The organism is Micromonospora sp. RL09-050-HVF-A, from assembly GCF_019374995.1.
In the GTDB taxonomy this organism is placed as follows: domain Bacteria; phylum Actinomycetota; class Actinomycetes; order Mycobacteriales; family Micromonosporaceae; genus Micromonospora; species Micromonospora antibiotica.
This window is the reverse complement of sequence record NZ_JAGKQP010000002.1, coordinates 2561842-2584960: the sequence shown is the minus strand read 5'-3', so window position 1 is coordinate 2584960 and position 23119 is coordinate 2561842. Positions and strand designations below refer to the sequence as shown.

Genomic DNA, 23119 nt, shown 5'->3' with positions numbered 1-23119 from the left:
TGTATGCCGATCGGTGCGGTGTTCCGTCCGGGGTCACCCCGCGTCCCGACGATGTTTCCGGGTGAGTGGTATGCCTCAGCGGCATAAATATGCCTCAGTGGCATATCACTCATCGGGAGGACCATGGCTGTCCGTAGTGGCCACGCCCGGTCCCACCGCCGCACGCAGAAGGCCGACCCGCGCTACCGGGGCGGCCGGATGAGCTTCCACAATCCGAAGCTGCCCTGGTCGGAGCTGGAGCGGGTGCTGTCCGGACGGTCCACCACCGACGGCGGCGCGGACCACCGCTCCCGTGACGACCGCTCCCGTGACGACCGCCTCCGTGACGACCGCCTCCGTGACGACCGCCTCCGGGACGACCGCCTCCGGGACGGCGGGCCCAGGACGGCGGGGGGCGGGGCGGGCGGCGGCGCGGGGAACGGCACCTGCACGTGGTGGACCCGCTCGCCGAGGCCGACGGCGGCGACTCGCCGGCCTGGACCCGGCACCGTGAGCGGTACGCGCCCCCCGAGCTGGCCCGCCCGGACGACCCGGTGCCCTACGCCGAGCTGCACGCGCACACCAACTTCAGTTTCCTCGACGGGGCGAGCCACCCGGAGGAACTGGCCGAGGAGGCCGCCCGGTTGGGGCTGACCGCGCTCGCCGTGACCGACCACGACGGGTTCTACGGGGTGGTCCGGTTCGCCGAGGCGGCCCGTACGCTGCGCCTGCCCACGGTCTTCGGGGCGGAGCTGTCGCTGGGGCTGCCCGGCCCGCAGCAGGGCGAGCCCGACCCGCTGGGCCGGCACCTGCTGGTGCTCGCCCACGGCCACGAGGGGTACGCCCGGCTCGCGTCGGTCATCTCCCGGGCCCAGCTACGCGGCGGGGAGAAGGGCCGGCCGGTCTACGGCGAGCTGGAGGAGGTCGCCGCCGAGCTGCGCGACCACGTGTTGGTGCTGACCGGTTGCCGCAAGGGGCACGTGCCGGCGGCGCTGCTCACCACGGGGGTCGACGCGGCGGCCCGGGAGCTGGACCGGCTCACCGCGCTGTTCGGCGCGGAGACGGTGGCGGTGGAGCTTACCGACCACGGGCACCCGGTCGACGCCGACCGCAACGACGCGCTCGCCGAGCTGGCCGCCACCGCCGGGCTGCCCACCGTGGCCAGCAACAACGTGCACTACGCCAGCCCGGGGCGACGACGGTTGGCGACCACCCTGGCCGCTGTCCGGGCCCGCCGTAGCCTGGACGAGATCGACGGTTGGCTGCCGGCTGCCGCCACCGCCCACCTGCGCAGCGGTGCGGAGATGACGGCCCGCTTCGCCGCGTACCCGGGTGCGGTGTCCCGGGCCGCCGAGTTCGGCGCGGAACTCGCCTTCGACCTGCACCTGGTCGCGCCCCGGCTGCCGGCGTACCCGGTGCCGGCGGGGCACACCGAGATGAGCTGGCTGCGCCACCTGACGCTGGCCGGGGCGCACGAGCGCTACGGGCCGCCCGGGGCGCACCCGGAGGCGTACGCGCAGCTGGAACACGAGCTGCGGATGATCGACGAGCTGGGCTTCCCCGGCTACTTCCTGGTGGTCTACGACATCGTGGCGTTCTGCCGCGCGCAGGACATCTACTGCCAGGGCCGGGGTTCGGCGGCCAACTCGGCGGTCTGCTACGCGCTGCGGATCACCAACGTGGACGCGGTACGGCACCGGCTGCTGTTCGAACGGTTCCTCGCCCCGGAACGCGACGGGCCACCCGACATCGACGTGGACATCGAGTCCGACCGGCGGGAGGAGGTGATCCAGCACGTCTACGCCCGCTACGGCCGGGAGCACACCGCCCAGGTCGCCAACGTCATCTCCTACCGGCCCCGGTCGGCGGTGCGGGACGTGGCGAAGGCGTTCGGCTACTCGCCCGGCCAGCAGGACGCCTGGAGCAAGCAGATCGACCGCTGGGGTTCCGTCGCGGCGGTCGACGTCGAAGGCATCCCCGAGCAGGTGGTGGCGTACGCCAACGAGTTGCAGACGTTCCCCCGGCACCTCGGCATCCACTCCGGCGGGATGGTGATCTGCGACCGGCCGGTGATCGAGGTGTGCCCGGTGGAGTGGGGGCGGATGCCCGGCCGCAGCGTGCTCCAGTGGGACAAGGACGACTGCGCGGCCGTCGGGCTGGTCAAGTTCGACCTGCTCGGGCTGGGCATGCTGTCGGCCCTGCACTACGGCTACGACCTGATCGGGTCCAGGCTGGACCTGGGCGACATGACGTTGGACGACCCCGAGGTCTACGACATGCTCTGCCGGGCCGACTCGGTCGGGGTGTTCCAGGTGGAGAGCCGCGCCCAGATGGCCACCCTGCCCCGGCTGAAACCCCGCGAGTTCTACGACCTGGTGGTGGAGGTGGCGCTGATCCGGCCCGGCCCGATCCAGGGCGGCTCGGTGCACCCGTACATCAGGCGCAAGAACGGCCAGGAGCCGGTGACGTACCCGCATCCGCTGATGCGCAACGCGCTGGAGAAGACCCTCGGCGTGCCGCTGTTCCAGGAGCAGCTGATGCAACTCGCCATCGACCTGGCCGGCTTCGACGCCGCCGGGGCCGACCAGTTGCGCCGGGCGATGGGGGCGAAACGGTCGGTGCAGCGGATGGCGCAGCTCGCCGACCGGCTCTACGCCGGGATGGCCGAGCGGGGCATCACCGGCGAGTTGGCCGACGACGTCTACCGCAAGCTCACCGCGTTCGCCAGCTACGGCTTCCCGGAGAGCCACGCGATGAGTTTCGCCTACCTGGTGTACGCCAGCTCGTGGCTCAAGCGGCACCATCCGGCGGCGTTCCTGGCCGCCCTGCTCAACGCCCAGCCGATGGGGTTCTACGCGCCGCAGACCCTGGTCGACGACGCCCGGCGGCACGGCGTCGAGGTCCGCCGGCCGGACGTCAACGCCAGTGGGGCCGGGGCGGTGCTGGAGTCCACCCCGCAGACCCGGTGGGGGAGCGTGCCGGGGGAACCGCCGCACGCCTGGGGGCTGGGCGGTCCGGCGGTCCGGCTCGGGCTGGGCGGTGTGCGTACCCTCGGCGACGACCTGGCCGGGCGGATCGTGGCGGAGCGGACGGCGCACGGGGCGTACCGGGACATGCCTGATCTGGCCCGGCGGGTCGGTCTCACCGCGGGTCAGCTGGAGGCGCTGGCCACCGCGGACGCCTTCGCCTGTTTCGGGCTGACCCGGCGGGAGGCGCTCTGGGCGGCCGGGGCGGCGGCCCAGGACCGGCCGGGCCGGCTGCCCGGCACGGTGACCGGCGCGGCGGCCCCGACCCTGCCGGGGATGGAGGCGGTGGACCGGCTCGTCGCCGACGTCTGGGCCACCGGGCTGTCCCCGGAGACCCACCCGGCCCGGTTCGTCCGGGACCGGCTCGACGCGCTGGGTGCGGTGCCGATCGCCCGGTTGGGGCGGGTGGAGTCGGGTCGGCGGGTCCGGGTCGGCGGGATCGTCACCCACCGGCAACGGCCGGCGACCGCCGGTGGGGTCACCTTCCTCAACCTGGAGGACGAGACGGGGATGCTGAATGTCACTTGCTCCCCGGGGCTGTGGCAGCGCTATCGTCGAATCGCCCGCACCAGCAGCGCCCTCGTGGTCCGTGGTCGGTTGCAGCGGCACGAGGGGGTCACCAACCTCACCGCCGACCGGCTGGACCCGATCACGCCGCCGGTGGAATCCGCCTCCCGCGACTTCCGGTGAAGTGATCCACATTACGGTTTTCCGGGCCGGGAGACGGGAGAATTCCGGCACGCGCGGGCAGAGCGGCCCGCTCGCGGCAAGGGGGATGACCAGTGACGATGGACAGCACGTACACCGGTGGACTGGCGAACGCCCGGCGTACCCGGCTGGGCGCCGGTTGGACGCCCGCCCAGGACGCCGAGCCGCGGGAGTACCAGGTGACCGAGGGCCCGGTGGCGAACGACCGCCGGTCCCGCGCCGAGGAGGACCCGGCCGGCGGCGGCGAGATCTGAGCCGTCGGCGTCGGCACCGCCAGCGGGGGTCGGGTGAGGCGGGTGACTAGGCTCCACCGGGTGGAGCAGAGCACCCGAGGTCGGTTCGTCGAGCCGCCGTTGACCCCCCGTACCGCCGTCATCTGGTCGGTGCTCGCCGCCGAGCTGGACCGGCGGGCCGACGACACGCTGACCGTGCTCGACGTGGGCGGCGGCACCGGCGGCTTCGCCGTGCCGCTCGCCCAGGCCGGCCACCGGGTGACCGTGGTCGACGCCAGCCCCGACGCCCTCGCCGCCCTCACCCGCCGGGCCGCCGAGGCCGGGGTGGCCGACCGGGTCCGCGCCGTGCAGGGCGACGGCGACGCGTTGACCGGCCTGGTCGAACCGGCCTCCGTCGACCTGGTGCTGTGCCATGCGGTGCTGGAGGTGGTCGACGACCCGCTGCCGGTGACGACCGCGCTGGCCGCCGCGCTGCGCCCCGGTGGGGCGGCGAGTGTGCTGGTCGCCGGGCGGGCCGCCGCCGTGCTGGGTCGGGCGATGAACGGTCACCTGGACGTCGCCGCCGCGCTGGCCGCCGCCACCGACGGCGCCGCCGGCCCCCGGGACACGCTGCGCCGCCGCTTCGACGCCGAGCAGGCCACCGCCCTGTTGCGCGCCGCCGGCCTCACCGTCGAGGAGATCCACGGGGTACGCGTCCTCGCCGACCTGCTGCCCGCCGCCGTCGCCGACGGTCAGCCGGGTGCCCTGGTCGAGTTGGAGAAGGCGCTGGCCGGGCGTCCGCCCTACCGGGATCTCGCCGCCCAACTGCACCTGTTCGCCCGCCGCCCGGCATGACCGACCTGCCCCCGGCCGGGACGACCCTGCCCCCGGCTGCTGTGCCGGTGGACCGAGCGGCGGGGCCGGTGCCTGCGGCGGACCCGCTCGCGGTGGTGTCGCCGCGCTACGGCGGGGGCAGCCTGGCCGACGTGCTGCCCAGCGCGCTGGCCGTGCTCGGTGTGCCGGGCGCGGTCGACCTGCTCGGGCTCGCCCCCGGCCTGGCCGGGGTACGCCGGGTCGCCGTGCTGCTCGTCGACGGTCTCGGCTGGTACCAGCTCCCCACCGCCGCCCGGTACGCCCCGACCCTGACCGGGCTGGCCGCGACGGTGGGCCGCCCGCTCACCTGCGGCTTCCCCTCCACCACCCCGACCAGCCTGGTGACCCTGGGCGCGGGCGCGGCCCCCGGCACGCACGGCGTGCTCGGCTTCACCGTCCGGGTGCCCGGCACCGACCGGGTGCTCAACCACATCGACTGGCACGGCGACCCGGACCCGCTGCACTGGCAGCCGGTACGCACCCAGTGGCAGCGGGCCCGTGCCGCCGGGGTCGCGGTGAGCGTGGTGAGTCGTCCCGAGTACGCCGGCAGCGGGCTCACCCTGGCCGCCAACCGGGGTGGCGACTACCGGGGCGCCGCCGGGGTGGACGCCCTGGGCCGGACGATGCTGGCGGCGCTGTCCGCCGGGGCCGACCCCACCCTGGTCTCCGGCTACCACCCCGACCTGGACCGGCACGGGCACCTCAGCGGGGTCGACTCCGCGCCCTGGCGGATCGCCGCCGCCGAGGTGGACGGCCTGCTCGCCCGGCTCGTCGACGGGTTGCCGGCCGACGCCGCGCTGCTGGTCACCGCCGACCACGGCCAGCTCGACGTGCCGGCGGCCCACCGTTTCGACCTGGACACCGATCTGCGGCTGCGGGCCGGCATCCGGGTGGTCGCCGGTGAGCCCCGGGTGCGGTACCTGCACGTCGAGCCGGGGGCGGTGGACGACGTGGTGGCCACCTGGTCGGCGGTGCTCGGGCCGGCCGCCCGGGTGTGCACCCGGGAGGAGCTGGTGGCCGAGGGCTGGTTCGGCCCGGTCGCCGAGGAACACCTGTCCCGGGTCGGTGACGTGGTGGTGACCTGCCGCGACACGTACGCGGTGCTGGCCACCCGGTCGGAGCCGCCGGCGGCGTCCCGGCTGGTGGCGTACCACGGGGCGGACAGCGCGGCGGAGATGACCGTGCCGCTGCTGGTGGTCCGGGGCTGACCGCCGGGCCGGTTGTCGTACCGGGCGGCTAGCCTGCGGTGATGGGCCGGAGCCAGTCGTTGCCGCGTGGTGCTGGTGACCCGCGTTTCGGGCCCGACGCCGACGACTCGGCCAGCCCGATCCTGCACGTCGACATGGATGCCTTCTTCGCCTCCGTCGAGGTGCGTCACCGGCCCGAGTTGGCCGGCCGTCCGGTGGTGGTCGGCGGGGTCGGGCCGCGGGGTGTGGTCAGTTCCGCCAGCTACGAGGCCCGCCGCTTCGGCGTGCGCAGCGCCATGCCCACCGCGCGGGCCCGCGCGCTCTGCCCCGGCGCGGTCTACCTGCCCCCCGACTTCGCCCGCTACCGGGCGGCCTCCGACGCGGTGATGCGGATCTTCCGGGACGTCACCCCGCTGGTCGAGCCGCTCTCCCTCGACGAGGCGTTCCTCGACGTGACGGGTGCCCGCCGGCTGTTCGGCCCGCCCGCCGCCATCGCCCGGCGGATCCGGGCCCGGGTCGCCGCCGAGCAGGCGTTGACCTGCTCGGTCGGGGTGGGGCCGAGTAAGTTCGTGGCCAAGCTCGGCTCCACCCGGGCCAAGCCGGACGGCCTGCTGGTGGTGCCGGCCGATCGGGTGTTGGAGTTCCTCCACCCACTGCCGGTCGACGCGTTGTGGGGGGTGGGGGAGCGGTCCGCCGAGACGCTGCGGCGGCTCGGCCTACGCACCGTCGGCGACCTGGCCGAGGCACCCGCCGGGATGCTCCGCAAGGCGCTCGGTGTGGCGTCCGCGACCCACCTGCACGAGTTGGCCCGGGGGCGCGACGCGCGCCCGGTCAGCCCGGACCAGGTGGAGAAGTCGATCGGGGCCGAGGTGACCTTCGACGTCGACGTCGTCGACGCGCAGGAGATCCGGCGCGCGCTGCTCGCCCTCAGCGAAAAGGTGGGCAGTCGGCTCCGGGCGGCCGGCCAGGTCGGCCGGACCATCTCGATCAAGGTCCGAATGTCCGATTTCCGCACCGTCAGCCGGTCCCGCACCCTCGACGGGGCGACCGACGTGGCCCGGGAGATATTCGACACGTCCTGGGGCCTCTGGACGGTTCTCGACCCGGGTGAGCCGGTCCGGCTGGTCGGCGTCCGGGTGGAGGGCCTGGCGGGAGCGGTCGACACACCGCGACAACTCACGCTGGGCGCACCGGAGCGGGGATGGCGGGAAGCGGAGACCGCCGCCGACGCGGCGGCTGCCCGTTTCGGGCGGTCCGTCATAGGTCCGGCCAGTCTGCTCGGTAAACGTGATCCCCGGCGCGGGGAAAATAGCAGTCGGCCATAGGTCGTCCCGCTTTCCGACGCGCGACCCCCCTCGTAGACTTGGCGGCAAGCAGCCGGATGGCTGCCACGGTCTGTCGGCCCGACCGGGCCGACCAACGTGACCGGGGAGGAGTGCCGTGCCGCTCTCGGAGCACGAGCAGCGGCTGTTCGAGCAGATCGAGCGGTCGCTTGCCGAGGACCCCAAATTCGCCTCGGCCGTGCGCGCCAGCGACCCGCGTTTCCATACGCGGCGTCGCCTGCTCGTCGCTGCCGGCGTGGTGGTCGTCGGCCTGGCCCTGTTGGTCTACGGCGCGGTGATCAAGACGCCGCCACTGGCAGTGGCGGGCTTCGTCGTCATGCTGGCCGCGTTGGGCTATGCGGTGCAGTCGCACCGGCGGGCGCAGTCACCGGACCTGCACGTGGTGGGCGGCACGACGAGTCGTCGTCGTCCGCGTGGCCGGGGCGGCCGTCGGCCGTCGCTGCTGGACCGCATGGAGGATCGGTGGCGGCAACGTCCGGAGGGACATCGCTGAACCCGGCCCACCCCTGAGGGTGGACGGGCGTCGCCGACGACGGTAGGTGCCGGACCTGTGGTCCGGCCACCTCCGTCATATCGCTATGCCCGCGCTCTGCTGCCAGCCAGGTTGCCCACCCGGGCCCGTCGGTGCCCCCACGCCGCCCCTCACCATCCCTGGCCCACTCCCGTGCGGCGACGTGGCGTTGTCCAGGACGGCTGACACGGCTGTATCGCCCCACGAGCGGCCCGCCCGCCGGGGCGGGGTCAGGCGCGGCGGGTGGCGAGCAGGCGGCGCGGGTTCCAGCGCAGCAGCAGGCGGCGGAGCCGGCCGGAAGCCGCCACCAGACGCGCCGACGTGTCGCCGAGCGAGGTACGCCAGCGCAGCAGCACCGAGGGGGGCAGCACGGCGGCGAGGAACCGGGTACGCCGGTCCGCCCGCGCGGCGAGACTGTCGCGTACCGTCCGCAACGCCGGGTGCAGCGGTTCGCCGGTGAGCGGGTCCCGGGCGTACCGGGCACGTTCCTCGGCGCGACCGAGCAGCCGTACCGCCGTGGCGGAGCCGGCGTCCTCACCGACCGCCTCCCGGGCCAGCCGCTCGGCGGTCGCCCGGGGCGTCTCCGTCCGGTCGATCCGCACCCGGTAGTCGACCAGGGTGTCGAGCAACTCGTCCCAGGCCGCGTGGGCGTCCGCCCGGGCCCGTTCGGCGTCCACGCCCAGCACCGTCATCGGGATGCTCCCGCCCGCCCCGTCGTCGGGGCGGGCCCGGCCGCCACCGGGGTCGGCAGGTGGTGCCGTTGCCGGCGCAGCGCCCGCCGCCGCAGCGCCGGGACGGCCAACAGCGCCGCCACCGCGAGCAGCGCGCCCACCGTCCACCAGGGCCAGGTCGGGGCACGTTCGACGGGAGCGCCGGTGGTCGGGTCGAAACCAGCGTCGGTGTCCTTGTCGGCGGCCTCGTCCCGCTGCGGCCCCGTGGTGGCCCCCGGGTCCTGCGGGGCGGCCGGCGCGGCGGTGTCCGACGGCTCCGGGTCCGGGGCGTCGGAGTCCGGCGCCCACGCCGACCGGTTCGCCCCCTGGACGCCGTACGCCGGGGTGGCGTCGAACGGGACCCAACCGAACTGGTCGAAGTAGACCTCCGTCCAGGCGTGCAGGTTCCGGTTGGTCAACGTGTAGGTGTCCCCGTTGGCGCTGCTGCCGTTGGTGAAGCCGAACGCCACCCGGGCCGGGATGCCGGCCTCGCGTACCAGCCAGGCCAGCGCCGCCGCGTACTGCTGGCAGTAGCCGACCTTGTTGGTGAGGAAGTCGACGATCTCCTGGCCGCTGGTGCCGCCCTTGGTGCTCAGCGAGTAGCTGAAGCCGTTCTCCCGGGAGAAGTAGTCGTAGATCGCCCGGACCCGGTCGTAGTCGGTGGACTTCCCCTCCACCAGCCGGCTGACCAGCAGGCTGACCTCACGGACCTCCGGGGTGCGGGTCTGTTGCAGCCGGATCGGGTGCTCGGCCGGCAACGGGCGGGCCCGACGCAGCGCCGCCGGGGTGAACGTCGAGCGCACGTACTCGAACGAGTAGCGCTTGCTCCGGGAGTTGTCCCGGTTGGAGAAGACCACCCCGAGGTTCTGGTCGTACGACCAGTTGCCGTTGAGCCCGTCGAAGCTGACCGGGTCGGTGTAGAGCGGCACGAAGGGCATGCTCAGCGTGCGGTTGATCTCCACCGTCGCCCGGTAGGTCCGCTGCTCCACCCCCGGCCCGGTGCGACCCGACGGGTCGGGCAGCTCCCGGTTCACCGGGCGGCCGTTGGGCGGGCGTACCCGGAAACCGTCCGGGCGCAGCTCGTCGGCGACCCCGAAGCGCAGGTAGAACGGGTTCTGCTCGGTGGTGGTGACCTTGACCATGTCGGCCACCTCGGACTGGTTGAGCTGCCCGCTGAGCGACGCGAAGAGGTCGATCCGGCCTGGCCCGCCACCCTGCCCGGGGCGGCCGGTGCCGTTGCCGGCGGTGTTGAACTGGTCCAGCAGCCCACCGGTCATCCCCGGCACGGCCAACGGCAGCACCACGGCCAGCGCCACCCCGACCACCGCCAGCCGGCGACCGGCGGCGGCCAGCGGGGAGGACTCCCAGACGTCCACGTCGCGGCCCTCACCGGTGAACCGGCGGCCGAACCGGCGGACCCGGTCGACGTTGTCGGTCACCAGCAGCCAGAGGTAGCCGGCGGCGCCGACCACGAACGGCAGCGCGGGGACGCTGTCGACGTAGACCGCGACCGGCACCGAGTAGATGGCCAGCATCGGCAGTCCGGCCAGGGCCGGTCGCCGCAGCCCGACGGCGAGGACGTCGACCACCACCGCGACCGAGCCCACCCCGAGCACGCTGATGAACAGCAGCGGGGTGGTGTCGGGCACCTTCACCCCGTAGGAGCGCATGTCCTGCAAGGAGCCCTGCGCCAGCTCGCCGAAGTGGGCCAGCGTCGCCGGCGTGGGCAGGAAGGCGATCAGCTCGCCACCACCGGGGAAGAGCCAGGTCAGGGCGAGCAGCAGACCGGCGAGCATGCCCAGCACCTGACCCCACAGGGGGGCCCGGACCAGTCGGGTGAGTGCCGCCGCGCCGGCCACCACGGCGACCGCGATGGCGGACTGGATCAGCCAGGTCCACTGTTGGAAGATCGACGACAGTGGTGCCGCGGCGAGCAGGGTCGCCACCGCTGCCACGAAGCCGATGTTCCGGGACGCGATCACGACGTCACCCTTCCTGTCGTCGGACGGCTCACCGGACGGCCCCGGCGACCGTCTCGGCGAGGGCGGCACGCAGCGCGAAGCCCTGCGAACCGCGCCCGGCCTGCGGCCAGAGCACCGGCAGTTGGCCGTCGTGGTTGACCCCGATGACCCGCCAGCCGCCCTGCAACAGGGCCAACGCGGCGGCGGCGTGGGTCTGGTCGGCCTCGAACCGGGCCCGTTCCGGCAGGCTGAGCCAGGTGGAGCTGTTGAGCACGAAGCCGACGCACGTCGCGCCGCTGCCGCGCAGCCCGCTCAGCAGCTCCGCCTCACTGGTGGTCAGTGAGCCGAACAAGGCGATGATCAGGCCCCCGTCGGCGCGTTGCCGGACCCGCTGCACCAGGGTCGCCACGTCACCACGCTGGTCGAGCCGGACGTCGGCGAGCTGGTCGAGGAGCAGGCCGTCCCCGGTGGCCTCGGTGGCGTCCACGTCCACCCCGTCCCCGGTGACCAGGCGCAGCTTGTAACCGGCCTGCCGCAGGTGCGAGGCGATGCTGGCGGCGGCGGAGACCGACCACTCGAAACTGGCCGTGGGACCGTCGCCCCGGTGACCGTGCGCCCGGGTGTCCAGCAGCACCGTGGCCCGGCTCTCCCAGGGCTGTTCCTCCCGGCGCACCATCAGCTCACCGGTGCGGGCCGTCGACTTCCAGTGCACCCGGCGCAGATCGTCGCCCCTGCGGTACTCCCGGGTGGCGGCGTCGTCCTCGCCGTGCACCGCCACCGACCGGGCCCGGCTGTCGCCGCTGCCGGCGTACTCGCCGGGTAGGCGTACCGAGGGCAGCGGGGTGACCTGCGGGATCACGGTCAGCTGCTCGGTGCTGGGGAAGGCCCGGCTCAGCTCGCACAGCCCGAACGGGTCGGTCATCCGGACCACCAGCGGGCCCACCTCGTAGCGGCCGCGTACGTCGGCGCGGACCGTGTACGCCACCGAGCTGGCCTGGTGCGCGCCGAGCCGTTCCAGCACCACCCGGGGACGGCTGCCCAGCGCGTAGGGCAGCCGGTCCTCCAGCAGCAGGGTGCCGGTGGGCAGCCGGGACATGTTCTGCAACCGCAGCACCACCCGGGAGCTGGCCCCGACCGGCACCCGGTGCGGGTCCAGCGAGCGGTTGCAGGCCAGTTTGTAGCGGGTCCGGCCGACGTACAGCGCGGCGAGCAGCGGCAGGACGCCGAGCAGCACCGCCACCCGGAGCAGGTCCCGTTCGCCGAGGATGCCGGCGGAGATCGCCGCGGCGATCGCCGCCGCCAGGAACGAACGGCCCCGGGTGGTCAGTCCACGCAGCCCGGCACGCACGTCACGGCCTCCGCGGCTCGAACGGCGGGCGGCCGTTGCCGGCGGCGGGGCGGGGGGTGTCGTACCCGGTGGGGCGCTTGCGGTCGGCCGGCAGGGCCAGCCGGTGCACCAGCTCGGCGACGATCGCGTCGGTGGTGCGGCGGGCCAGCTGGGCGTCGGCGGTGGGGATGATCCGGTGGGCCAGCACCGGCACCGCGAGCGCCTGGAGGTCGTCGGGCAGCACGTAGTCGCGGCCCTCCAGGGCGGCCACCGCGCGGGCGGTGCGCAACAGTTGCAGGGTGGCCCGGGGAGACGCGCCCAGCCGCAGGTCGGGGGCCTCCCGGGTGGCGGTGACCAGGTCGACGGCGTACTGCTTGACGGCGTCGGCGACGTGCACGTTGCGGACGGTGGCGATCAGGCGGCGGACCGTGTCGGCGTCGGAGACGGGCCGCAGCTCCTGGAGCGGGTCGGCCGCGCCGTGCCCGTCCAGCATGGCCAGCTCGGCCTCCGGGCCCGGGTAGCCCATCGCGATGCGGGCGGTGAACCGGTCCCGCTGCGCCTCGGGGAGGGGGTACGTCCCCTCCATCTCGATCGGGTTCTGGGTGGCGATCACCATGAACGGCGTCTGCAGCTGGTAGGTCACCCCGTCGACGGTGACCTGACGCTCCTCCATGCACTCCAGTAGGGCGGACTGCGTCTTGGGGGAGGCCCGGTTGATCTCGTCGCCGACCACCAGGTTGGCGAAGACCGCGCCGGGGCGGAACTCGAAGTCGTGCGTCTCCTGGTTGTAGACGCTGACCCCGGTGACGTCGCTGGGCAGGAGGTCGGGGGTGAACTGGATGCGCCGCACCGAGCAGTCGATGGACCGGGCGAGCGCCTTGGCCAGTTTGGTCTTGCCGACTCCTGGGACGTCCTCGATCAGCAGGTGACCCTCGGCGAGCAGGACGGCCAGGGCGAGCCGCACGGTGGCTGTCTTGCCCTCGATGACCTGCTCGATGTTGGCCACCACGGCCTCGCTGGCGGCGCGGAACTCGTCGTGCGGCAGTACGCCGCCCACCTCGTCCCAGGTCTGTTGTGTCACGGGCCTTCTCCTCGTCGCGACGGCAGCTCGGTAAAGAGCACCTGGACCCGTCGTTCGGTTCGCAACGGGAAGCCTCGTCTGCCGCAGGAATCGCACTGGTCTCTCAGGCTAACCATGTTTACGGTGAACGCCGAACCCTGCCGGAAGTCGGCCGGTCACACAGCGGATATTCGTCAGGTCGGGGGACCCGACGCGGCCGGGTGCTCACGGAAGGTGACCGTCGGGGCGGGTGCGGTCCCCGGCCTGCGGCTGCCAGGGGGTAGACTGCGGGACATGAGCGCAGTCTCCCTGCTTCTTACCGGGCCGTGCTGATGCGCTGACGCGCGACAGCACGGCGGCCCCTCCTGTGCGAGGGGCTTTTTCGTGCCCGCGGCAGGGTCCTGCGGGCCCGACGCTCCCCAGATCCGACACGACCGCGCCGGTCCCGCCCGAGGGCACCGGTCCCCGATGATCGCGTCAGTGCGACACGACCGCGATGACCGCGCCAAGGAGTAGGTATGAGTGAGGCAGCCGCACCTGCGGGCGACATCCCCCCGTTCCGGTACACCGCGGCCATGGCCGACGAGATCGAGCGTCGGTGGCAGGACACCTGGGAGCGGGAGGGGACCTTCCACGCACCGAACCCGACCGGTCCGCTGGCCGACCCCGGGCACCCGCGGGCGGGCGCGGAGAAGCTGTACGTGCTGGACATGTTCCCGTACCCGTCCGGGGCGGGGCTGCACGTCGGCCACCCGCTGGGCTACATCGGCACCGACTGCTTCGCCCGCTACCAGCGGATGGCCGGGCGCAACGTGCTGCACGCGATGGGCTTCGACGCGTTCGGCCTGCCCGCCGAACAGTACGCGGTGCAGACCGGCACCCACCCCCGCACGACCACCGTGGCCAACATCGAGCGGTACAAGGCGCAGCTGCGCCGGCTGGGGCTGGCCCACGACGACCGGCGCTCGGTGGCCACCATCGACACCGACTTCTACCGGTGGACCCAGTGGATCTTCCTGCAGGTCTTCAACTCCTGGTACGACGCCGACGCCCGCAGGGCCCGGCCGATCGCCGAGCTGACCGCCGCGTTCGCCGCCGGTGACCGGCCCACCCCCGACGGTCGGGCCTGGGCCGAGCTGAGCCCGGCCGAGCAGCGGCGGATCGTCGACGACCACCGGCTGGCGTACGTCTCGCAGGCGCCGGTGAACTGGTGCCCGGGGCTGGGCACCGTGCTGGCCAACGAGGAGGTCACCGCCGACGGCCGTTCCGACCGGGGCAACTTCCCCGTCTTCAAGCGCAACCTGAAGCAGTGGATGATGCGGATCACCGCGTACGGTGACCGGCTGCTGGACGACCTGGACACCCTGGACTGGCCCGAGTCGATCAAGCTGCAGCAGCGCAACTGGATCGGCCGGTCCACCGGCGCGCACATCGACTTCGCCACCGGGACCACCGATTCCGGTGTCGCGGGCGAAGCCCGCATCAGAGTGTTCACCACCCGGCCGGACACCATCTTCGGGGCCACCTACCTGGTGCTGGCCCCCGAGCACGAGCTGGTCGACGCGCTGACGCCGGCCGCCTGGCCGGCCGGGACCCGGGACGCCTGGACCGGTGGGCACGCCGGCCCCCGGGAGGCCGTCGAGGCGTACCGGAAGGCGGCGGCGGCCAAGACCGACGTGGAGCGGCAGGCCGACACCAAGGAGAAGACCGGCGTCTTCGTCGGCGCGTACGCCACCCACCCGGTCACCGGTGGGCAGATCCCGATCTTCATCGCCGACTACGTGCTGGCCGGTTACGGCACCGGCGCGATCATGGCGGTACCCGCCCAGGACGAGCGGGACTGGGCCTTCGCCGAGGTGTTCGAGCTGCCGATCGTGCGGACCGTGCAGCCGGTCGACGGGTTCGACGGGAAGGCGTACACCGGGGACGGGCCGGCGATCAACAGCGCCGCGCCCGAGCGCGGCCTGGACCTGAACGGGCTGGGGGTGGCCGACGCCAAGGCGGCGACCATCGCCTGGCTGGAGGCCAACGGCCACGGTGTCGGCGCGGTCACCTGGCGGCTGCGGGACTGGCTGTTCTCCCGGCAGCGCTACTGGGGCGAGCCGTTCCCGATCGTCTACGACGCCACCGGCGCGGCGATCGCGCTGCCCGAGGAGATGCTGCCGGTCGAGCTGCCCGAGGTGGACGACTTCTCCCCGAAGACGTTCGACCCGGATGACGCCGACAGCAACCCGGAGACCCCGCTGTCGCGGCGGCGCGACTGGGTCGAGGTGGAGCTGGACCTGGGCGACGGGCCCCAGCGGTACACCCGGGAGACCAACGTGATGCCGCAGTGGGCCGGCTCCTGCTGGTACGAGCTGCGCTACCTGGACCCGACCAACTCCGGGCGGTTCGTCGACCCGGAGAACGAGGCGTACTGGATGGGCCCGCGCGCCGAGGGTGACTGCGGGGGCACCGACCTGTACGTCGGGGGTGCCGAGCACGCCGTGCTGCACCTGCTGTACGCCCGGTTCTGGCACAAGGTGCTGTACGACCTGGGGCACGTGTCGTCGTTCGAGCCGTTCCGCAAGCTGTTCAACCAGGGCATGATCCAGGCGTACGCCTTCCGCGACTCCCGGGGCACCCCGGTGCCGGCCGAGGAGGTCGTCGAGGTCGACGGCCGCTGGATGCACGGCGAACAGGAGGTGACCCGCGAGTACGGCAAGATGGGCAAGTCGCTGCGCAACGTGGTCACCCCGGACGACATGTGCGCGGCCTACGGCGCGGACACCTTCCGGGTGTACGAGATGTCGATGGGCCCGCTGGAGGTGTCCCGCCCGTGGGAGACCCGGGCGGTGGTCGGGTCGTACCGGTTCCTGCAACGGGTCTGGCGGGCCGTGGTCGACGAGCAGACCGGCACGCTGCGGGTCACCGACGCGCCCGCCGACACCGAGACCCGCCGGCTGCTGCACCGGGTGATCGACGGGGTCCGGACCGACATGGAGGGCATCCGGTTCAACACCGCGATCGCCAAGCTGATCGAGCTGACCAACGCGGTGACCCGGCTGGCGGAGACCCCCCGTGAGGTGGCCGAGCCGCTGGTGCTGATGCTGGCCCCGTTCGCCCCGCACGTCGCCGAGGAGCTGTGGCGGATGCTGGGCCACGACACCTCCCTGGCGTACGCGGACTTCCCGACCGCCGACCCGGCGCTGCTGGTCGCCGACACGGTCACCTACCCGGTGCAGGTCAACGGCAAGGTCCGGGGCCGGATCGAGGTGCCCGCCGACGCGCCGCAGGAGGCCGTCCGGGCGGCGGCCCTGGCGGCGGTCGCGTCCGCGCTGGCCGGCAAGGAACCCCGCAAGGTCATCGTGGTGCCGGGCCGGCTGGTCTCGGTCGTCGCCTGAGCTGTCGGGAAGGGCCCCTCGTCGACGCTTCACGCGGCGCGAGGGGCCCGTCCCACCGGCCCGCCCCCGTGCTGCTGCCGGACCGGGGCGGGTCAGGGTTCGCGGCGGTGGACGACCAGCGCGGCCACCAGGGTGGCGACGACCGGCCAGACGGCGAGGGCCACCCAGGAACCCGGGATCGTGGCGAGATGCTCGTTGAACTGGATGTAGGGGTTCGCGACGAGCCGTTCCCAGGCCGGCACCGGCAGGGCGTTGTGGATCGCGGCCGTCCACCGGTTCTCCAGGTCGAAGGCCAGCGGCAACAGCAGCAGCAGTCCCGTGGTCGCGACGATCGCCGGGGCGGTGTGCCGCAGCAGCGCGCCGAAGCCCAGGCCGATGAGCGCGCAGACCGGCAGCAGCAGCGCCGAGGCGACGACCGCCCGCAACGCCCCGGGGTCGCCGAGCGACGCGCCGGCCCCCCGGTCGGCGAGGATGGCCTGCGACAGCCCGAACGACACAGCTGCGGTCAGCACCCCGACGGCCAGCATGACCGTCGCCAACACCAGCACCTTGGCGGCGGCCACGGCGGATCGGGCCGGTACGGCGGCGAACGTCGTACGGATCTGGCCGCTGGCGTACTCACCGGCGATCGCCACCGCGCCGACCGCCCCGGCGGCGAGGATGACGAACAGCCAACCCTCCTCGGGGAAGGCGTCGTGGATCGGGTCGAACGCGGCCTGCCGCTCCGCCGAGTAGCCCGGCCAGTTGTGGTGGTCGGCCAGCGCCGCCCGCACGCTGAACAGCACGGCCGACACCGCGATCAGCGCCAGCGACCCGTAGGTGGACCGCAGCGAGAACAGCTTGAGCCACTCGGCGGCGAGCAGGTCACGGAAGCGGGCGGCGGGCTCGACGGCCCGGCGCCCGGCGCCCGGGTGGCCTCGGTCGGGGCGGTCACCGGTGTTCTCCCGCCCGGTAGTCGACGCGGTCGGCGGTGAGGTTCATGAACGCTTCCTCCAACGAGGTGGACCGGGTGATCAACTCGTGCACCGGGATGCCCCGGCTGAAGGCCAGGTCGCCGAGCGCCGTCGGGCTCAGGCCGGTCACCGTGAGCGCCCCGTCCGGGGCCGTCCCGACGTCCGCGCCCGCCTCGCGCACCGCGACGGTCAGCGCCGTCGGGTCCGGCGTACGGACCACGACCTGCGCCCGGACGCTGCGGGCGGCGAACTCGGCCAGGCTCTCGTCGGCGATCAACTCGCCCCGGCCGATCACCACCAGGTGCTGGGCGGTCTGTTCCATCTCGCTCATCAGATGGCTGGAGACGAGGACGGTCCGGCCCTCGGCGGCGAGCCGCCGGAACAGTTCGCGCACCCACCGCACCCCTGCCGGGTCGAGCCCGTTGAACGGCTCGTCGAACAGCAGCGTCGGCGGATCGCCGAGCAGCGCGGCGGCGATACCGAGTCGTTGCTTCATGCCGAGCGAGAAGCCACCGATCCGGCGTCCGGCGACGCCGCTCAGGCCCACCTCGCCCAGCACCTCGTCGACCCGCGACCGGCCGATGGCGTTGCTGGCGGCGAGCGCCCGCAGGTGCGACCGGGCACTCCGCCCGCCGTGCACGTCGCCCGCGTCGAGCAGCGCGCCGACGTGCCGTAACCCGCGCCGACGCGCGGCGAACGGCTGCCCGTCCACCAGGGCACTGCCGCTGGTCGGGCGGTGCAGGCCGAGCAGCAACCGGAGGGTGGTGGACTTGCCGGCGCCGTTGGGCCCGAGGAATCCGGTCACGTGTCCGGGTCGGACGGTGAGGGTGAGCCGGTCGACGGCCGTGGTCCGGCCGTACCGCTTGGTGAGGTCACGTATCTCGATCACGGCTTCGACGTTGCCGGACGGTGGCCGAGCGGGCGTCGTACCGCCGGCCACTTCGGGCACTGTGGGACGGGCCCGGGGGCGTACGCCCGCCGGCTGATGACCACCCGGCCGCCCGCTGGCTACGGTGTGCCCATGCGTGCCGTCGCCGCCCGTCCGTACCCTGTCGCCCACCGGGTGCGGACGGTCCTCATCTGGGCCGGGGTGGGCCTGTTCCCGGTCGTGGTGCTGTTCGCGTCGACCGTCGGCACGGGTGGTCCACTCCTGCCGGTCCCCACCCCCGACGGGAGCGTGCCGGGGATTCCGCTGCGCTACCTCGCGCCGGCGCTGGTGGTGCTGCTGCCCGCCGCGCTGCTGGGACGTCGTCCGCTGCTCGCGTTGGGGCTGGCCCTCGTCGGGGCCTGCACGGTGACCGTGGCGACGAACGCCTGGGAGAACGGCTACCTGTCCGCCGTCTGGTACCTGCAGTTCCTCGTCATCGATGCGATGGTGGGGCTGGTCGCGGCACGCTTCCCGGGCCGGATCGCGGTCCCCGCCGCCGCCGTGGTGCTCGTGCTGCAGGTCACGGCGGGTTTCGTCAACTCAGCCACCGGCCCGGTCGACCGGGCCGCCAGCTCGGTGCTGCTGGTGGTCGCCGCCGTGGTGGCCGGCGGCGCGGCGCGGGCCCGCGGTCGGCAGGCCGAGGAGTCACGCGCGCACGCCGCCGTCGAGGCGGTCACCGCGGAGCGGCTGCGGATCGCCCGGGAAGTGCACGACATGGTGGCGCACAGCATCGGTGTCATCGCCATCCAGGCGGGTGTCGGCGCCCGGGTCATCGAGACCCAGCCGGGGGAGGCCCGGGCTGCGCTCGCCGCCATCGAGCAGACCAGCCGGGACACGCTGGCCGGGCTGCGGCGTACCGTCGGCGCGCTGCGTCACCCGCAGCAGGCGGAGGCGTCGCTGGACCCGCCGCCCGGTCTGGCGGACCTGGACCGGCTGGTCGACGTGGCCGCCGACGCGGGGGTGCGGGTGGCGGTACGCCGGGAGGGCCCGCCCCGACCCCTGCCCGGGGAGGTCGACCTCGCGGCCTACCGGATCGTGCAAGAGGCCCTGACGAACGTCGTGCGGCACGCGGGCGTCGACCAGTGCCGGGTCACCCTCGACTATCTGCCGGACGGGCTCCGTGTCGAGGTGGTCGACGCGGGCCGGGGCACTCCGCCCGGCGGTGCGGGCGTCGGGCACGGGATCCTCGGCATGCGGGAACGGGCGACTCTGCTCGGGGCCGGTTCGCCGCCGGGCCGCGCCCGGAGGGCGGCTTCCGGGTTGCGGTCCGCCTGCCGGCCGACGGCGGACGGGTGGGCGTCCAGGTGCCCGCCGAGGCCGAGGGGTGAGCATCCGGGTGCTGCTCGTCGACGACCAGCCGCTGGTCCGCGCGGGTCTGCGGGTGCTGATCGCCGACGCGCCCGACATCGAGGTGGTCGGTGAGGCCGGCACCGGCACGGAGGCGGTCCGGCTGGCCCGGGACGTGGTGCCCGACGTGGTGCTGATGGACCTGCGGATGCCCGGGACCGACGGCATCACCGCCACCCGGGCGATCACCGCCGCCGGCGGCCCGACCCGGGTGCTGGTGCTGACCACGTTCGACGACGACGCGCACGTGCACGGCGCACTGCGTGCCGGGGCGAGCGGATTCCTGGTCAAGGACATGGCCCTGGACGACATCCTCGGCGCGGTCCGGGTGGTCGCCGCCGGTGACGCCCTCATCGCTCCGGCGGTGACCCGCCGGCTGATCGCCGAATTCGCCCGCCGCCCCGACCGGGCTGCCCACCCGCGCCCCCTGCCCGGGGTGACCGAGCGGGAACGCGAGGTGCTGACCCTGGTCGGTCGGGGACTGTCCAACGCGGAGATCGCCGCCCACCTGTTCATCAGCGCGGCCACCGCCAAGGCCCACGTGGCCCGGCTGTTCACCAAGCTCGGCGCACGGGACCGGGTACACCTGGTCATCGCCGCCTACGAGGCCGGGCTGGTCCACCCCGCGCACCGTGACGACCGTGACGCGGATCGCGGCCCCTGACCCGCCGGGGCGACGGCACGCCACCGGCCGGCCCGTCCGGCGTCGGCGCCGGTCCCCGACGCCGGTCGGGGTCAGCCCGGGTCGAGCCGGCGTCGGCGCTCCGCCCGCCACCACTGGTACGCCAGCACCGCGCTGGCGATCAGCCCGAGGCCGGCCGGGGCGGCGGCGTACCAGTTGATGCTGCCGGGGGAGCTGGCCGCCGCGCCGACGGCGGCGTAGCCGAAGGCGGTCGGGGCGGAGGCCAGCACGCTGCCGACCAGGAACGGCAACACCCGCGCCCCGGTGGTGCCGTAGCCGTAGCTGACCAGGCCGAACCCGGCGATCGGCAGCATCCGTACGGTGATCACGCCCAGCACGCTCTGCCGGGCGAACCAGCCGTCGAGCCGGGCCAGCCGGCCGCGTACCCGTTCGGCGACGAACTCCCGCCCCAGCACCCGGCCGACGGCGAAGCCGAGCGCGGCGGCCAGCAGCGCCGCGCCGAGCGCGTACGCCGCCCCCTCCAAGGCACCGAAGACGGCCCCCGCCACGAGCGTGACGAAGGTCCGGGGGACGAGCGCCACCAGCAGCAACGCCCCGACGACGATCCCGACGACCGGGGCGTACCCGCCGAGGGTGTCGGCCAGCCGGGGCAGCTCGCCGACGTCCGGCCGGGGTGCCACCAGCAGCACCGCCGCGAACCCGACGAGCATGACCAGCAGCAGGGCGAACCGCCGGGCGGACGGCTGACCGAGCGACCGCCGGGCGGCGGCGACCGCGGCCGCCCGACGGTGGGTCATGTCCGGGCGGCGGAGGCCACCGCGGTGCGGCGTTCGGAGCGGAGCCGGTCGGCCCAGGTGTCGTCCAGCGGGGGGAGTTGGTGCGCGCCGGTGGCCCAGCGCAGCAGCAGGTCGGCCAGGGCCGGGTTACGGGCCAGTGCCGGCCCGTGCGAGTAGGTGCCCAGCAGGCTGCCCCGCCAGGCCCCCTCGGTGACGCCGTCGTTGCCGACCCCGGCGCTGACCCGGGCCAGTGGCGACACACCGGGGCCGAGGTGGGTCCGGCCGCCGTGGTTCTCGAACCCGGACAGCGCCGGCACCCCCAGCCTCGGGTCGATCTCGCCGGCCAGCTCGCCGACCGCCCGGGTGGGACCCCGGTCGGAGGAGAGGTCGAGCAGCTCCAGCCCGGCGCACTTGGTGCCCTTGGCGAAGAAGGAGGTGCCGAGCAGTTGGTAGCCGGCGCAGACGCCGAAGACCACCGACCCCTGGGCGACGGCCCGGTGCAGGCCACCGTCGGCGAGCAGGCGCTGCGCGCCGAGTGCCTGCGGGCCGTCCTCGCCGCCGCCGATCAGGTAGATGTCGGCGGTGGCGGGCAGCCGCTGGTCGGAGCGGACCTCCAGCACCTCGACCGGCATCCCGCGCTGCTGCGCCCGGCGGGCCAGGATCAGCAGGTTGCCCCGGTCGCCGTAGGTGGAGAGCAGGTCGGGGTAGATCCAGACGATACGCAGGCTCTCAGTTGACACGGTCCAACTCCGCTCGGATGTCCTGGAAGGCGGTGTAGTTCGCGATGACCTCCAGCCGGCCCGGCGGCACCGCCCGGACCGCCTCGCCGAACGCCCGGACGTGCTGGAACGGCACCCCGTTGACGTCGAGCCGGACCGCCAGGTCGTACGCCCGGTCGCCGGTGATGAGCACCTGCCGGCCGCGCAGCGGGGCGAAGTCGACGTCGAACAGCCAGGAGGTGTCCAGCCCGTCGGGGTCGCGGGCGTTGATGGACAGCAGGGTCGGCGCCTCGTCGGCCATGTCGAACGCCTCCAGCCAGCTGGCCGGGTTCTTCGCCAGCAGCAGCCGGATGTTGCGGCCGTCCCGGTCGACCTGGGCGTACCGGCCGGCGACCGAGCTGACCGTGTGCAGCCGGGAGACCGCGTCGACGGGGCGTACCCCGAACTCGGCGGCGACGGCGAGGGCGGTGGCCGCGTTGCCGAGGTTGACCTTGCCGGGGAGCTGGAGGGTCACCTTGTGCCAGGCCCCGGTGGGGTCGAGCACACCGTCGTCCTCCACCGTCCACTGGGCGTCCGGGCGGCGCAGCGGGCAGCCGGTGCACCACCACTGCTCGCCGGAGCGCTGGATGGTGGAGCCGCACTCCGGGCAGACCCAGGAGTCGTCGTGCCAGCGCTGGCCGGCGCTGAACCAGGTGACGTGCGGCGGGCGGACGCCCCGGGCGGGGTCGGCCGGCGGGGTCGCCGCCCAGACCACCATCGGGTCGTCGGCGTTGGCCACCACCCGCACGTCGGTGTGCCGGATCAGGGCGGCCCGCCAGAGCTGCGCCATCATGGCCACCTCCTTGGCCCGGTCGAGCTGGTCGCGGGAGAGGTTGAGCAGGGCCACCACGTGCGGTTCGGTGGCCTCCAGCACCTGCGCGAGGTAGTGCTCGTCGACCTCCAGCACCGCGTACGGGGTGCTGCCGGCCTTGGCCAGCGCCGAGGTGTGCCCGGTGGGCATGTTGGCGCCGAAGGAGTTGGTGGCGACCCGGCCGAGCACGCCGACGGCGGCGGCGCTGAGCCGGGTGGTGGTGGTCTTGCCGTTGGTGCCGGAGATCAGCGCGATGGCGCGACCGGCCGAGAGGTGGGCCAGCAGGTCCGGGTCGATCTTCAGCCCGATCCACCCGCCGATCACCGAGCCGTCGCCCCGGCCGGCGGCGCGCGACAGCGCCGCGGCGGTCCTCGACACGGAGCTGGCCACCTTCGCCCGCAGGGGCATCTTCGCGTCTGTCACGCGAGCGAGGTTACCGGACCTCCGCGCCCGCCAGATCGCCGCCGACGGCGAACCGTTCGGTCGGGGTGGGCCGGGCGTCCGGTCGGTGAGCGCTCCACCGGACGGAGTCGATCAATGTCGGGTAGCGGACGCGGCGCGGGGGCGGCTCGGCCCTCCACTTCGCTCCACCGGCTCTGACGTGCGGTTTTATCCCCGTCGGC

At 74.1% G+C, this 23119-nt stretch carries 16 protein-coding genes and 1 pseudogene; 9 read left to right on the top strand and 8 right to left on the bottom strand.

Annotated features, from left to right (window positions below):
- The first annotated feature begins 431 nt into the window (after positions 1 to 431).
- From J7462_RS11005 to J7462_RS10980, 6 genes are all read left to right on the top strand, one after another.
- A complete protein-coding gene (locus J7462_RS11005; RefSeq protein ID WP_219463966.1) occupies positions 432 to 3695 on the top strand; it encodes an error-prone DNA polymerase in 3264 nt (1087 codons plus the stop codon).
- Between the two features lie 92 nt (positions 3696 to 3787).
- A complete protein-coding gene (locus J7462_RS11000) occupies positions 3788 to 3967 on the top strand; it encodes a hypothetical protein (RefSeq protein ID WP_067301863.1) in 180 nt (59 codons plus the stop codon).
- Positions 3968 to 4009: 42 nt separating this feature from the next.
- Complete coding sequence (locus tag J7462_RS10995) at positions 4010 to 4780, top strand: methyltransferase domain-containing protein (RefSeq protein WP_208569749.1); 771 nt, start codon at positions 4010 to 4012, stop codon at positions 4778 to 4780.
- Positions 4777 to 6006 (top strand): alkaline phosphatase family protein, encoded by a 1230-nt coding sequence (locus J7462_RS10990; protein ID WP_219463965.1) that lies wholly within the window; start codon positions 4777 to 4779, stop codon positions 6004 to 6006. The genes J7462_RS10995 and J7462_RS10990 overlap by 4 nt, the downstream gene beginning before the upstream one ends.
- Before the next feature lie 41 nt (positions 6007 to 6047).
- On the top strand, positions 6048 to 7310 hold the full coding sequence (locus tag J7462_RS10985) for a DNA polymerase IV (protein WP_219463963.1): 1263 nt from the start codon (positions 6048 to 6050) through the stop codon (positions 7308 to 7310).
- A gap of 115 nt (positions 7311 to 7425) precedes the next feature.
- Positions 7426 to 7821, top strand: coding sequence for a DUF3040 domain-containing protein (locus J7462_RS10980; RefSeq protein ID WP_067301847.1), 396 nt, complete (start codon positions 7426 to 7428; stop codon positions 7819 to 7821).
- Between the two features lie 248 nt (positions 7822 to 8069).
- Here the strand turns inward: J7462_RS10980 and J7462_RS10975 are convergent.
- The 3 genes and pseudogenes from J7462_RS10975 to J7462_RS10965 form a co-directional block, all read right to left on the bottom strand.
- Positions 8070 to 10531, bottom strand: a pseudogene (locus J7462_RS10975) (DUF3488 and DUF4129 domain-containing transglutaminase family protein).
- A gap of 28 nt (positions 10532 to 10559) precedes the next feature.
- The gene (locus tag J7462_RS10970) at positions 10560 to 11858 is read right to left on the bottom strand and encodes a DUF58 domain-containing protein (RefSeq protein ID WP_219463962.1); all 1299 of its coding nucleotides are present in this window, start codon (positions 11856 to 11858) and stop codon (positions 10560 to 10562) included.
- A gap of 1 nt (position 11859) precedes the next feature.
- On the bottom strand, positions 11860 to 12918 hold the full coding sequence (locus J7462_RS10965; protein WP_091237553.1) for a MoxR family ATPase: 1059 nt from the start codon (positions 12916 to 12918) through the stop codon (positions 11860 to 11862).
- 497 nt (positions 12919 to 13415) lie between these two features.
- Between J7462_RS10965 and leuS the strand changes: the two genes are divergently transcribed.
- Positions 13416 to 16280, top strand: a complete 2865-nt coding sequence (gene leuS / locus J7462_RS10960; RefSeq protein ID WP_219463960.1) for a leucine--tRNA ligase — start codon at positions 13416 to 13418, stop codon at positions 16278 to 16280.
- Between the two features lie 92 nt (positions 16281 to 16372).
- On the opposite strand, the gene J7462_RS10955 is transcribed toward leuS, so the two are convergent.
- Positions 16373 to 17065 (bottom strand): ABC transporter permease, encoded by a 693-nt coding sequence (locus J7462_RS10955; RefSeq protein ID WP_219463957.1) that lies wholly within the window; start codon positions 17063 to 17065, stop codon positions 16373 to 16375.
- Between the two features lie 145 nt (positions 17066 to 17210).
- Positions 17211 to 18122 (bottom strand): ABC transporter ATP-binding protein, encoded by a 912-nt coding sequence (locus J7462_RS10950; protein WP_219463955.1) that lies wholly within the window; start codon positions 18120 to 18122, stop codon positions 17211 to 17213.
- A 132-nt stretch (positions 18123 to 18254) separates the two neighbouring features.
- Between J7462_RS10950 and J7462_RS10945 the strand changes: the two genes are divergently transcribed.
- Positions 18255 to 19583: a sensor histidine kinase gene (locus J7462_RS10945; protein WP_219463947.1), complete on the top strand. Its 1329-nt coding sequence runs from the start codon at positions 18255 to 18257 to the stop codon at positions 19581 to 19583.
- Positions 19486 to 20172, top strand: coding sequence for a response regulator transcription factor (locus J7462_RS10940; protein WP_219463945.1), 687 nt, complete (start codon positions 19486 to 19488; stop codon positions 20170 to 20172). The genes J7462_RS10945 and J7462_RS10940 overlap by 98 nt, the downstream gene beginning before the upstream one ends.
- A gap of 71 nt (positions 20173 to 20243) precedes the next feature.
- Here J7462_RS10940 and J7462_RS10935 read toward each other — a convergent pair whose 3' ends face one another.
- From J7462_RS10935 to J7462_RS10925, 3 genes are read right to left on the bottom strand one after another with little or no spacing between them, the layout of a single operon-like run.
- The gene (locus J7462_RS10935) at positions 20244 to 20948 is read right to left on the bottom strand and encodes a TVP38/TMEM64 family protein (RefSeq protein ID WP_219463943.1); all 705 of its coding nucleotides are present in this window, start codon (positions 20946 to 20948) and stop codon (positions 20244 to 20246) included.
- Positions 20945 to 21667: a type 1 glutamine amidotransferase gene (locus J7462_RS10930; protein ID WP_219463941.1), complete on the bottom strand. Its 723-nt coding sequence runs from the start codon at positions 21665 to 21667 to the stop codon at positions 20945 to 20947. The genes J7462_RS10935 and J7462_RS10930 overlap by 4 nt, the downstream gene beginning before the upstream one ends.
- The gene (locus J7462_RS10925; RefSeq protein ID WP_208569768.1) at positions 21657 to 22904 is read right to left on the bottom strand and encodes a MurT ligase domain-containing protein; all 1248 of its coding nucleotides are present in this window, start codon (positions 22902 to 22904) and stop codon (positions 21657 to 21659) included. Before J7462_RS10925 ends, J7462_RS10930 begins: the two co-directional genes overlap by 11 nt.
- Between the last annotated feature and the right edge of the window lie 215 nt (positions 22905 to 23119).